At 35.2% G+C, this 12,941-nt stretch carries 10 protein-coding genes and 2 tRNA genes; 6 read left to right on the top strand and 6 right to left on the bottom strand.

Annotation, left to right across the window (positions count from 1 at the left end; translation table 11 throughout):
* The first annotated feature begins 5 nt into the window (after nucleotides 1-5).
* From OK18_RS01610 to OK18_RS01590, 4 genes are all read left to right on the top strand, one after another.
* The gene (locus tag OK18_RS01610; protein ID WP_053326863.1) at nucleotides 6-1,325 is read left to right on the top strand and encodes a RagB/SusD family nutrient uptake outer membrane protein; all 1,320 of its coding nucleotides are present in this window, start codon (nucleotides 6-8) and stop codon (nucleotides 1,323-1,325) included.
* A gap of 74 nt (nucleotides 1,326-1,399) precedes the next feature.
* Nucleotides 1,400-2,161 (top strand): LytR/AlgR family response regulator transcription factor, encoded by a 762-nt coding sequence (locus OK18_RS01605; protein ID WP_053326862.1) that lies wholly within the window; start codon nucleotides 1,400-1,402, stop codon nucleotides 2,159-2,161.
* Between the two features lie 296 nt (nucleotides 2,162-2,457).
* Entirely contained in the window at nucleotides 2,458-3,114 is a 657-nt protein-coding gene (locus tag OK18_RS01595; RefSeq protein ID WP_053326860.1) for a hypothetical protein, read from the top strand.
* 193 nt (nucleotides 3,115-3,307) lie between these two features.
* Nucleotides 3,308-3,802, top strand: coding sequence for a hypothetical protein (locus tag OK18_RS01590; protein ID WP_053326859.1), 495 nt, complete (start codon nucleotides 3,308-3,310; stop codon nucleotides 3,800-3,802).
* Between the two features lie 252 nt (nucleotides 3,803-4,054).
* Here the strand turns inward: OK18_RS01590 and OK18_RS01585 are convergent.
* The 5 genes from OK18_RS01585 to OK18_RS01565 all read right to left on the bottom strand — a co-directional run bounded on the left by OK18_RS01585 (nucleotide 4,055) and on the right by OK18_RS01565 (nucleotide 9,044).
* Nucleotides 4,055-4,127, bottom strand: a tRNA-Phe gene (locus tag OK18_RS01585).
* 140 nt (nucleotides 4,128-4,267) lie between these two features.
* Complete coding sequence (locus OK18_RS01580) at nucleotides 4,268-5,155, bottom strand: tetratricopeptide repeat protein (RefSeq protein WP_053326858.1); 888 nt, start codon at nucleotides 5,153-5,155, stop codon at nucleotides 4,268-4,270.
* A gap of 605 nt (nucleotides 5,156-5,760) precedes the next feature.
* A tRNA-Phe gene (locus tag OK18_RS01575) sits at nucleotides 5,761-5,833 on the bottom strand.
* Between the two features lie 108 nt (nucleotides 5,834-5,941).
* Nucleotides 5,942-7,783, bottom strand: a complete 1,842-nt coding sequence (locus OK18_RS01570; protein ID WP_050020085.1) for a lysophospholipid acyltransferase family protein — start codon at nucleotides 7,781-7,783, stop codon at nucleotides 5,942-5,944.
* Between the two features lie 22 nt (nucleotides 7,784-7,805).
* Nucleotides 7,806-9,044 (bottom strand): aspartate kinase, encoded by a 1,239-nt coding sequence (locus OK18_RS01565; protein ID WP_053326857.1) that lies wholly within the window; start codon nucleotides 9,042-9,044, stop codon nucleotides 7,806-7,808.
* Nucleotides 9,045-9,367: 323 nt separating this feature from the next.
* On the opposite strand from OK18_RS01565, the gene fbp reads away from it, so the two are divergent.
* Nucleotides 9,368-10,384 carry a class 1 fructose-bisphosphatase gene (gene fbp / locus OK18_RS01560; RefSeq protein ID WP_050020086.1) on the top strand — a complete coding sequence of 339 codons (1,017 nt, stop codon included), beginning with the start codon at nucleotides 9,368-9,370 and terminating at the stop codon, nucleotides 10,382-10,384.
* Nucleotides 10,384-11,388, top strand: a complete 1,005-nt coding sequence (gene menC / locus OK18_RS01555; RefSeq protein WP_053326856.1) for an o-succinylbenzoate synthase — start codon at nucleotides 10,384-10,386, stop codon at nucleotides 11,386-11,388. The genes fbp and menC overlap by 1 nt, the downstream gene beginning before the upstream one ends.
* Before the next feature lie 407 nt (nucleotides 11,389-11,795).
* Here the strand turns inward: menC and OK18_RS01550 are convergent, their stop codons facing one another.
* A complete protein-coding gene (locus OK18_RS01550) occupies nucleotides 11,796-12,926 on the bottom strand; it encodes an alpha/beta hydrolase (RefSeq protein WP_053326855.1) in 1,131 nt (376 codons plus the stop codon).
* Between the last annotated feature and the right edge of the window lie 15 nt (nucleotides 12,927-12,941).

Genomic DNA, 12,941 nt, shown 5'->3' with positions numbered 1-12,941 from the left:
GAAAAATGAGAAAAATAACTACATTCATAGCATTAGCAGTCATTAGCTTTACTCATATAGGTTGTGACCGTTTTTTGGATATTCAGCCTGAAGGGAAAATCATTCCTGCTACTGTTGAAGATTACCGTAAAGTACTTACATCAGCTTACTCAAAATACCCGGTTCATAAATCATTGACAGCACTTCGTACTGATGAAGTGAATCTTGATGAAAACGGAATGGACTTTATTTCTTACCGTGAAATTGCGATGTGGAAAGACTCCAATAACGATTCCTCATCCACGGAGTTTCCCTGGGTAAGTTTTTATGCCGTGAATTTTTATCTGAATCAGATCATCAATGAAGGCAGTAAGACGATGAAAGAATCTCCCGAAAAAAATCAAATTCTTGCAGAAGCCTATGCACTCCGGGCTTATTTATATTTTGATATGGTTAACCTCTACGGGAAGCCATACAACAGTGCTACAGCTTCTACAGACAGGGGAGTGCCTGTCAGTCTGGAAATTGACCTTGAGCAGGTGCTAAAGCCTTCTTCTGTACAGGAAGTCTATCAGCAGGTTCATGCGGATATTCAAAAAGCGGAGGGGCTTATGGTAGAGCAAAAACAGTCAGTGGGTGTCAACTATAGATTTTCAAAAACAGCATTAATGGCTTTCCAGGCACGGATTGCTCTCTATGAAGGAGACTGGAGCAAGGCGTTATACTATGCTGATGAGGTATTGGCTGTAAAAGGAGACCTGACGGATTTGAATACAGCGAATACAGTTCCCAACCATTATGCCTCTCCCGAATCTATTATGGCTTTGGATAATACATGGGATAATTCTATTAAGAACCTATGTTTTGTGTCTCAGGATCTGCTATCATCATACAATAGCTCTACAGACAAAAGGTTTGGAATCTATTTTGAAAAAAATGGGAATAAATACAAGGTCATTAAAGGAGGAAGCTCAGATTTCAGGGTGTCTTTCAGAACGGCAGAACAGTATTTTATAAAATCTGAAGCATTAGTAAAGCTGAATAAAATGAGCGAAGCTAAAGAAACACTTCTTAAAGTTTTGAAGAACAGATATACACCGGACGGTTTTACTGCTGTGCAAAATGCAGTGTCTTCAATGAATTCGGAAGCGTTCATGAATTTCATCATGGATGAGAGATACAGGGAATTCGCCTTAGAAGGACAACGCTGGTTCGATTTAAGAAGGACAAACCAGAAAAAAATAAGCCATATGATTAATGGTAAGGAATATATTCTCCAGCAAAATGATCCAAGATATACCATAGAATATCCGATGAGTGCGAAAAAGAACAATCCTAATTTATAAAATTTCATATTAACATTCCCTGAAACCGCCAGAATTTAACCGTTCTGGCGGTTTTTTTGTATTTTTGTAAGGTTATGAAAATTGCCATTATAGAAGACGAATTGCTGGCTGTTAATTATCTGAAAGGCCTTTTAGATAAACAAGACATTGTCCCCGTCACTGAAATCGTAATTCTTCGTTCTAAAAAGCAGGCAATAGAATTCTTCGGGAACAGCTCCGCTGATCTTATTTTTATGGATATTCATTTAGGGGATGGGATGAGCCTGGAAATCTTTGAGCAGGTAGAATTGTTTACCCCTGTTATTTTTATTACGGCATTTGATGAATATGCAATGAGGGTTTTCAAACATTTTACAATCGATTATCTCCTGAAACCTTTTGAAGACGAAGATCTCCATCAGGCGTTACAGAAATTTGTTTCCATCAGGAATAATTTTGATCCGGAACTTACCCTGAAATCAATATCTACCTTACAGAATAGGAGCTCTGAAATCATGAAACGGTTCATGGTAAGAGAAGGCAATAAGCTTAAATCTATAGACGAACATCATACCGCTTATTTCTTTGCTTCCGGAAAATACCTTTTCCTTACTACAATGGATAATCAGACCTATATTTATGATGATACAATTAAGGATATTATTCAGAAACTGAATCCACAGGTCTTCTTTAAGGTAAACCGGAAGTTTATCATCAATAAAGAAGCAATTGCAGAAATTATCAAACACTCAAGCCAAAAAGTAGAATTAAAACTTTCTCCCAAGCCTGAAGTGAGCGATGAGGTGTTTATCAGTAAAATGCAGATTACTGAATGTCTGAACTGGCTGAAAAATTAAAAAGGCCTGAAACGGTCTTCGGGATTTTATCATCAATACAAAACCTAACATTTACTTCAATTTTAGGTATATTTAAAATAATGAATATACTGATAATTATAATATTAAACTTTACAATAAAATTACATTTAATCCTGTTCGGAAATACAATGTTAAGATAGCTAATCATAATATTAGTGATGGTTTTTAGAAAATACATTGTACAAATTATAAATTTATGAAGTTTATTTTGAGCAATTTAATTATTCAATAACATTGATGGATTAGTAAAAGAGATTAACTAATATATAACCTTAATGAAAATAAACGAAGACTTTATAAAAGAACTGTTGGTCTTTAAAGCCCAGAAAAATCCCGATATGAATGGTGGTCCCAGCAATATCCTTTTGTTTAAGAATTATCTGAATACCATGAAACAATGGTGCGAAACATTAAATTTTGATTTTTCATACAACCTCATGCGGTATAAAGATCGAAATGATCTGATCCGGATCTTATTTCCTGAACTTAGAAAAGAATTACTGGATATAGATTTTTACAGGCTCAACCTGCTTGAAGGAGTTTCCATCAATATAGATCATAGATCCTTTGATTATTTATATCTGTATTATTACATTTACTGGAATATATTAAGGGCAGAATATCCAACTGTTTTTGAACCTTATTTTCATTTGCCCCACCCATATGAATCTGCTTACAGACTTTTGTCAAAGGGTAGTGTGCAGTGTTTTGAAGGATACTTAAGTGTAAGCGTAGATAAATTTTATTACGAAGTAAGCAAAGATCCCGCTAGTGTAGATTTTAGTTTACCATCTATGGATGATGGGTTTATGGAATATATTGATGCCCAATATAAATTACTGGTACCCGAAGGGAGATACGTAACTGATATATTTGATCAGGAAAAAGTTAATGCAATGTGGGCAGAGTATCAGTCATTAGAGAATTCATAAGTTGATTTCTCTTTGAAAACATCCCGTACAGATTAAATATAAGGAATAAAAAATGGAAATTAAAGTTTTCCTATCTGAGAAATAACCTGGGATATCTGTAAATATGGGATATGTAGGAAAAGTCTAGAGTAAATTTTGAGACATTGAATGGGTAATTTTGATTCATCCAAAAGTTTCTTTTGAAAGTCTAAAAATGAGAACAAGAAAAATATATTTTGAATTAAAAAATAATTCATTTGTTGAAATCGATTTTGGAACATACTCTTTAATGATGTATTATTCTACACAGATTGATAATCAACGAAATAAAAAAGTTTTTGATGCCACCCTTTCTGAATGGGCATATCGGGTTAGTTACAATATTTCCGAAGGAATTTATACTAGTGATAATGATATAGCTCATTTTGTACCTGCAGATATTCAAGAGGCAATAAACTTTATTGATAGTCAGGTTATTCCTACACTGGAAAATGAATTCTTTAATTCTATTCTTCAAAAATATGGTGGACAGAATAACTTTGAAAATACTGTTTATTACCAAAGTACAGAGTATTTAAAAATATTAAGTATCGGAGGTGAATTTTATGATGATAATAAAGAAGTTTTAAAATACTACTTTATAGAATTAAGAAATTTATTTCAAAATGCTCTTAATTTAAATATGCCATTTGAAACTTGGGTAGATTAGTGATAGAGGAGTATAGGTTAATAATTGATAACCTATTCATCTTCCTGAAACATTACAACACCACAAGAAACTAAGTAAATGCCGAAAGTAAAGTAAAGGCGGAAGTTATTAAATGAAACGACTAAATTAAATATTGATAGAGGAATTAATATTCCTACTGTGATAATGTTGCTATCCAGGGTAAGTTGGAAGCCGAAAATGTAGTAATTATCCTATAACAAAAAAACCTCTGACTAATCAGAGGTTTTCAAGTGGTTTCTCCAGGAATCGAACCAGGGACACATGGATTTTCAATCCATTGCTCTACCAACTGAGCTAAGAAACCATTATATTTTTGTTTGTCTTACTTCGTTGTTTTAAAGTGATGCAAAAGTATAATATTTTGTAATATCATGCAAGTTTTTTACAATTAATTTTGAAAAAATAAAAACATAGAATGGTATTATGAACTCAAATATTTGTATACTAGTTGTTTGAGGTATTTAAAACTTTTTTGGCATTTTCATTATCAGGGTTGAGCTCCAGGGATTTTTTATAGTTTTCCAAAGCTTCTTTCTTTTTATCAACTTTTAAAAGTATTTCCCCATAACTGTCATAGGTGTTCCAGGCATTGGGATAGAGCTGAATATTTAATCTGAATATTTTCAGGGCATCATTTATTTTGTTTTCCCGAAGAAGCTGATATCCGAAGTTGTTGATTTCACTTTCACTGGTATTATAGGTAGACTTTATTCCTTTTTTATGCTCTGAAATGATAAATGAAATTAACTTATCAATTGATGGACGAGAAATATAGGCATCATTCAGGGGAATGAGATTCATTTCCCTTTCATTTTCCTCTTGCTCTTTAAGGGATTTTACACCGTAATATTTTCTTTGTTCATCAGTTACCTGGGTAGTATCTATTTTATATCTTGCCCATTTGTTATTTGTTGTATAATCCTTGATATATTGGGTGCCATAGATCTGAGGTTTGTTCTGATGCATCAAATGTCTGTCTACAGCAGCAGCGTACCACCAGCGGTTTAAGCCCGGATCGAGTTGCAAGGCTTTTTCAAAGCTTTTGACAGCCATTCCGGAGGAAATTGTATCTCCACCATGTTGAAAGACAATACCGGAATTAAAATAATCTTTTGCAGTATTCACTTTATTTTCCTTTATTAACACATAAATTCTGGCACGTCTTAAACTGTCTTCTTTGTTTAAAACTTTCCAGTTGATTTTAGATGCTTTTCTGGCGTTCTGGTCATCATCTGCCATTTTTTGCAGTTCCGGATTATCTGTTGTCTGGGAAAATATTTTTACCGAAAACAATAGAAAGAATAGCATGTAAATGTCGGTTTTTCTTTTCATAGGGTATTAGTTTATAAATAATCATTTAAAAAAATGATAAATAAAAATACAAAAAAGAGAGATGTATTACAGATAATTTTTGAAAAAGAAATAAATATCAAAGCTAATGGCTGGCGAGATTGAGTGATCAAAATATACATTTAAATGCAAGATCTTATCAGATTACTATTTTGTAAGTGAGTTAAGAGGCAAAATAGGATCAGGAGCAAAAGTTGGGGACATAATAAATTGGTCTGAATATAAAAATTCTGTTCATTATTGATTAGCGTCAAAATTATTGAGATCGTTTTTTCACGCAAAGTTTAAAAAATAATGTTCTATTTCAAGTAAGCAAAGAAGACAGCATAGCTGCTGGCTAAGTGCATGCAAAGTCTTCGCTTCATCAGAATCGATTAAAAATCGATTCATTTCTTAGCTTACTTAAAATAAAGAGTAATCAAAAAGAATCCTTTGCGTGAATTTTGAAAATTAAATAGATCTGAATATTATAAGACCACAACTTTTGCGCTTGATCCGGTAATGTTGTTATCCAGGGTAAGTTGGAAGCAAAAATGTAGTAATTATCCTATAACAAAAAAACCTCTGACTAATCAGAGGTTTTCAAGTGGTTTCTCCAGGAATCGAACCAGGGACACATGGATTTTCAATCCATTGCTCTACCAACTGAGCTAAGAAACCATTATATTTTTGTTTGTCTTACTTCGTTGTTTTAAAGTGATGCAAAAGTAGCAAGTTTTAGTATACAAAGCAAGTATTCATCGCACTTTTTTTGAGTAAAGCTAAAACTTACTGATTCTCAGTTGTATTATTTTCCTGTTCTTTTCTGATTTGTTCGCTCATCTCTTCCAATACCGGTTTAATGGTGTTTTCCGGAAGATCACTGATCCGGATATACATCAATCCATCGATTGCATCATTGAAATTAGGATCTACATTAAAAGCAATCACTTTTGCATTTTGCTTGATGTATTTTTTGATCAGAACAGGCAATCTTAATTCCGGTTCAAGATCATCAATAATCTTGTCAAGTTTATTCAGGTCGGATTCCATTTCTTCAAAGAAGATATTTTTATCCCTGTCGCGCAATTTGACCTTGTATTCATTCCTTGGGGTAATGTATTGAGCCACTGCGGAATCAAAATAATTGGAACGCATAAATTCAATCATCAGCGATTTTGAAAACTCTGAAAATTTGTTGGAGATGCTTACTCCTCCCATCAGGAATTTATGGTCAGGATTTCTCAGGCAGACATGTACAATTCCTCTCCATAACAGGAAAAGCGGAAGAGGTTTCTGCTGATATTCCTGACAGATGTAGGCACGGCCCATTTCGATTACCTTTTTAAAGAAAGGATGGATGTCCTGTTCAAATTCAAATAAAGAACTTGTATAGAAACCTTTGATGCCGTATCTTTTCATTACCTCTCTGCCCAGTGCCATTCTGTAGGCTCCTGCCAGTTTTTTCTCGCCATTGTCCCAAAGGAAAAGATGGTGATAATGCTTGTCATATTCATCCAGGTCGAACGGAAGGTTACTTCCTTCACCTACTGCACGGAAGGTAAGTTCCCTCTGGCGTCCGATTTCCCTCATAATAGAAGGGATTTCCTCATAAGTAGTAAAGTAAATTTCATAATTTCCATTGCTGAACAACATTTTATCCGTTCCTCTCAGTTTATCAACGTCTTTGATAATGTCTTCTACAGGAGTTTCATCAATAATGTTCTGAACAATATTTTCTTCTTTTAATAAAGGAAACTTTACGGATAGATTCTGAAGATTAATGCTTTGCGCAAGGGATTTTCTCTTTTCATAATAAGATTTCATCATATATACCTTACGTTTCAGGAATTCTCCGAGCTCCTCAATGGTTTCCATTTCGTCCATTGCCTTTACGGCGATTGGTCGCCCGATTCTGATTCTGATGGGTTTTTCCCTGTCATTCATCATTTCTGCAGGAAGCATCAGGGTCTGTAAATTCGGATGCAGTTTAGCAACCTGATAAAACAAACGGCTGTTTTTGGCATGGAAATACATAGGAACTACCGGCACTTTAGCCATTCTGATGAGCTTAAGTGCCGTTTTTTCCCATTCTTTATCTAAGATTTCCCCATAAGGATTGTTTTTGTTGGAAACTTCTCCTGCAGGGAAAATACCTACACAGCCTCCGTTTTGTAAATGCTTGAGGGTTTCGCGCATGCCCGAAGAACTGCTGTAAGCTTCTTTTCTGTTTTCAAACGGATTTACAGCGATTACGTATGGAGCCATGGGCTTGATTTTATCCAAAAGGAAATTACCCATTACCTTGAAATCAGGACGAACCTCTGTAAGAATTTTGCACATCAGGATCCCGTCAATAGCACCCAGCGGATGATTGGAAACCAAAACAAACGGTCCTGTTTTAGGAATCTTCGCTAAATCTTCTTCAAAAGCTACATAGCTTAGATTTCTTTCTCTCACAAATGAGTCGAAAAAGTCTTTACCTTCCTTGTCTTTTAGTTTATCGTATAATTTATTTACTTCATTTATTTTAGCAACGCTCATCACAGCAGATGCTACAGGATTCTTTAGGAACCCCAGTTTACTTAAGCCGGAAGCTTTGATCAGATCGTTTTTCGAAATTAAACTCATGTGTGTTTAGTCGCAATTAATATTATTGTGTTACCATTTGAAGTGTATTCTTGGAAATTTGTTCCAATAATACATTTTTTTCCTGGTAAAATCTATCAATATGATCCATCTTCGCATTTCTTACTGTGAATAAAGATACATTTTTAATTGCTTCAGTTTTAAAAAATTTCTGAAGCTCCTCGTTAAGTTCCTCAAGGTGATTAAACTTATCCTCCAGGCATAAGGCCAGGGAGATAGCAGAGTTCTGCATCAGGGAAACTTTGATTTTATATTTGGATAAATACCCGAAAATTAAGCTCATATGATCCTCTGCAATGAAAGAAAAATCCCTTGTAGAAATTTTTAACAGAGCCTGGTTTTCTTTTAAAATATAAGTTTCTTCCTGTTGATTCTTTTCTGAAGCCCCTACTTTAGTTCCCTCTTTCGTAGGATCTACAAAAGACTTTACATAAAAAGGAATGTTTTTTTGCTGTAAAGGCTGTAATGTCTTCGGGTGGATGACGCTTGCTCCGTAATAAGCCATTTCAATTGCCTCTTCATAAGATATATGGGAGAGAAGAGATACATCATTGAATTTTCTCGGATCTCCTGTCATTACTCCCGGTACATCTTTCCAGATCGTCATGGCTTCTGCATTTAAGCAATACGCAAAAATAGCCGCAGAATAATCTGATCCTTCCCTTCCTAATGTTACAGTGAAATTATTATCATCCGAACCGATGAAACCTTGAGTAACATAGCAAATCTCGGGATTTAAACTGGAAATAAACTCTTCGGTCTTCACCCAATCCACAATCCCTTCTCTGTATGCACTGTCTGTTTTTACATAATCCCGGGCATCCAGCCACTGATTGGTAAACTGAATTTCATTCAGGTATTCACTCACAATCTTTGTTGAAATCATTTCTCCGCAACTCACCACTTGGTCATACACGAAGTTATAATTAGGAGATTTATTTCTCCTTAAAAATGAGTCGATATCATCAAAAAAGAGATTGATTTCCGCAAAAACCGCATGATTTTCAGGAAATAGACCTTCCGCAATCTCAATGTGTTTTCGTTTTATCTTTTCAATCTCAGCTTGATAGTTATCCTTCTTGAAATAAAGTTCTACAACTTTTTCCAACTCATTTGTCGTTTTGCCCATTGCCGAAATTACCAGCAAACACTTGGCAAATCCCTGGCTTTTTAAAACCATGGACACATTTTTCACACTGTCAGCGTCCTTTACAGACGCTCCACCAAACTTGAAAATTTTCATTAAATTGTTAAAAATAAAATTGTTAGATAAAAATTACATGAGTTTTTTACGGACGTCAAAATTATAAATTTACAACGAGATATGAAATAGCCTGATAATCCGATGAAATTAAGATTTCCTTAAAATCCAATAATTCCTCACATAATCTGAGTTTTTGCTAACCTCAGACAACAAATCTGAAGATATCTTTATCTGTCTTTATTCAACATAATGAGAATTTTTATGTGTATTGTGTTGATATACAGTCTTTAATCTCTTTTGTAATTAAATTTTCCTAATGTGATAAATTTTCCGAAATTTGGGGAAAACATAAAAAGTAAAATATGTCAGATCAATCATTACAGACGCTAGGAGAATTTATTATTGATAAACAGGAAGATTTTCAGTATTCCACAGGGGAACTCTCCCGTCTTCTAAGTGCTATAAGGTTGGCTTCAAAAGTGGTAAACAGAGAAGTAAATAAAGCCGGGCTTGCCGATATTTTAGGTAAATCCGGAAATGAAAACATTCAGGGAGAAGAGCAGCAGAAACTGGATGTTCTTGCCAACGAAATATTTATTACTGCGCTTTCCCAAAGAGAAGTGGTGTGTGGTATCGCATCAGAAGAAAATGATGACTTTATCGATATCAAATGCGGAGAAAACGGGCATTTAAGTAAATATGTCGTATTGATTGACCCTTTGGATGGCTCTTCAAATATTGATGTCAATGTTTCCGTAGGAACGATTTTCTCCATTTATAGGAGAGTTACTGAACCGGGAACTCCGGTACAGCTGGAAGACTTCTTACAGAAAGGAGTGAATCAGATTGCCGCAGGGTATGTTATCTATGGTTCTTCAACAATGATCGTGTATACAACGGGTAACGGAGTAAACGGATTTACGCTGGATCCTTCCTTGGGAACCTACTATCTTTCTCACCCGAATTTAAAGTTTCCGGCAAGCGGAAAAATTTATTCCATCAATGAAGGAAACTATATCAAGTTCCCTCAGGGAGTAAAGAATTACCTTAAATACTGCCAGATGGAAGAAGGTGACCGCCCTTATACTTCCCGATATATTGGTTCCTTAGTAGCGGATTTCCATAGAAATATGCTGAAGGGAGGAATTTATATCTATCCTTCTTATTCGCAGGCTCCGAACGGTAAACTAAGATTATTATATGAATGTAATCCTATGGCATTCCTTGCAGAGCAGGCTGGTGGGAAAGCAACAGACGGATTCAGACGGATTTTGGAAGTAGAACCTACAGAACTTCACCAGAGAATTCCGTTTTTCTGCGGAAGCATTGAAATGGTAGAGAAAGCAGAAGAATTTATGCGTATTGACAGCGTAAAATAATGAAAGCATCATATTTTAAATACTTATTACAATTTAAGCGCCCGAGTGGAACATCTCGCGGCGTTTTGCTTGATAAGGAAACTTTCATTCTGGAAATTTCAGAAGAGGGTAAGAAAGGAACAGGAGAGTGTGCAATTTTCAGAGGGTTGAGTTTTGATGACAGACCAGACTATGAAGACCGGTTAAAATGGCTTTGTAACAATATTACACAAAATTCTGCCTACTTAAAAGAGGAATTAAAGGATTTTCCATCCATATGGTTTGGATATGAACAGGCTCTTTTAAATTTAAAAAACGGAGGCAACCTATATTTTCCGAGCGAATTTACGGAGGGAAAATCTGCCATTACCATCAATGGTCTGATCTGGATGGGTGATGCCGGATATATGGAAGAACAGATTCAGGACAAACTGGAAAAAGGGTTCCATTGTATTAAATTAAAAATAGGAGTCAATTGGCAAGAAGAACATATTATCCTTCAGAAATTAAGGAAAAAGTTTTCTAAAGATCAGTTGGAATTGCGTGTTGATGCCAATGGAGGTTTCAGCAAAGATGAAGCGGTAATTGTTTTGCAGCAACTGGCAGATTTGGATATTCACTCCATTGAACAGCCTGTTAAAGCTGGACGTTGGGATGATATGGCCGGATTATGTGCTACCACGCCTACGCCGATTGCTCTGGATGAAGAATTGATCGGTATAGTTGATGCAGAAGAAAAGAAAAGGCTTTTAGAATGTATAAAACCGCAGTATATTATCTTAAAACCAGCTTTAGTGGGTGGGTTTTCCGGTTCAGATGAATGGATTTCTTTAGCCGAAAACCAGAATATTGGCTGGTGGATCACCTCTGCACTGGAAAGTAATATAGGATTGAATGCTATTGCCCAGTATACTTTTACCAAAAAAAATCCGATGCCTCAGGGATTAGGTACCGGAGCTTTATTTGTCAATAACTTTGAATCACATCTTGAACTCAGAAACGAGCTGTTGTGGTTCAGAAAATAAGCAACATAATCAGGATTAAAGATTATTCCAATGTCCAGCACTCTGTTGCCTGATCCGGCTTCAGTTCATACAGCTAATCAAACATTTATCATGTAATGAGCATTAGGAACCAATTCCTGCAATAGAATTGTAGGAATTAATCTCCGGTACGGTAATAAGCTGAAGTAGTAATGCTAGGCTCGGATATCTATAATTTTATAAGTTATTGTCCCTTATTTAAATCACATCTTTTACGAAAATCGCTTTCTTGATATATTTTACGATATGAGAAAGCTTTTTTTTAATCTGTTTCATGATAAAAAAATTGTAATTCCCTTGTTTATGAATTGGCAATCTCTGTGCCAGTCTCATAGGCAAGAATAAATTTAACATACGGTTAACTTTATTAAGCTAATTTTACGTCATTGTTAAGCAATAATTGTGAAAATGTTTTCGTTATTTTTGATTCTATTGGTGATTAAATTCCTATCTATTCCGTATAAATTTTGGAAAATATCACTTTGAACCTGCGAACTTGAAAGGTATCCCCAATGATTTCCCACTTCAAATTTAAAGCTGTTTAAAAGGTCGTCTTTTACAAACGTACAATCAATAATGGAAACAATATCCTTAAATGGTTCAATATTGCTGGGTCCGTTTTTACCAAGTCTTGGGGTAAGGATATTTTTGGTAAACTGTGAAATCCCCAGAATGACATCCTGCCTGTTCAGATAAACAGAAATCCGGTTAGCCAATAAAGGTAGTTTATTAAATGAATTTTCAGAGTCTTCAAATACTTTATAGGTAACATCGGCATTCAGCAGAATGACCTGATCAATTACCCGTAGGATATTTTCGCTTTTAAGACTGTACAGCATGCTTTGAAGTACCCTGTTTCCCATAGAATGAGCCATAATATGGATCCTTTGATTGCATGGGGCCAGGTCGCGGCTGGAAAAAATATCTTTTAGGAACTGAGTGTAGAAATAGAATAATCTTAATAATGAGGTTCCGGAATTAATGCTTGATGCCTTGTCATCAAAATAAGTCAGCGGAACAAGGCTGCTGGAGGCCGGCCAGCTTACAAAAAGGATATGTTCTACGGGAGAAGCTGGATTGTCAATGAAGAGTTTTTTCAGATCAATTATAGCTTTTAACTCATCATCGAACGTATAGGCATAGCCATGAATGAAAATTAATACATCACTTCTGTCCTTTGCTGACGACATATTTTTGTATAATTCATAGAACATCCGTTGTGTTCCACCTAAATTATTGGCTGTTAATACTGATGGTTTTATGCCTTTTTCACTGAGTAAAACGTCAAGTACTTCCTGGTATCCTTGTTTTTCGGGTTCGGAGAAAAGTTTGTAATCTAGTATATTCCTGTTGGTGTAATCTTTCTTTTTTTTTGCCTGGGCACTGGGTTCTTTGTAATTGTCGAAATTACATTTAGCAATCCTGAAATTGGGGATTGAGTATTCGTCGTTGGAAAAAGAATCGACCCTTTCTCCTTTATAACGTACAATCTTCCGATTGCTTAGTATATAAACAGCCATGATTTTTAATTTGTT

The organism is Chryseobacterium gallinarum (genome assembly GCF_001021975.1).
In the GTDB taxonomy this organism is placed as follows: Bacteria; Bacteroidota; Bacteroidia; order Flavobacteriales; family Weeksellaceae; genus Chryseobacterium; species Chryseobacterium gallinarum.
Note: the sequence above shows the minus strand (reverse complement) of the source record. Positions and strands in the feature narration are given on the sequence as shown.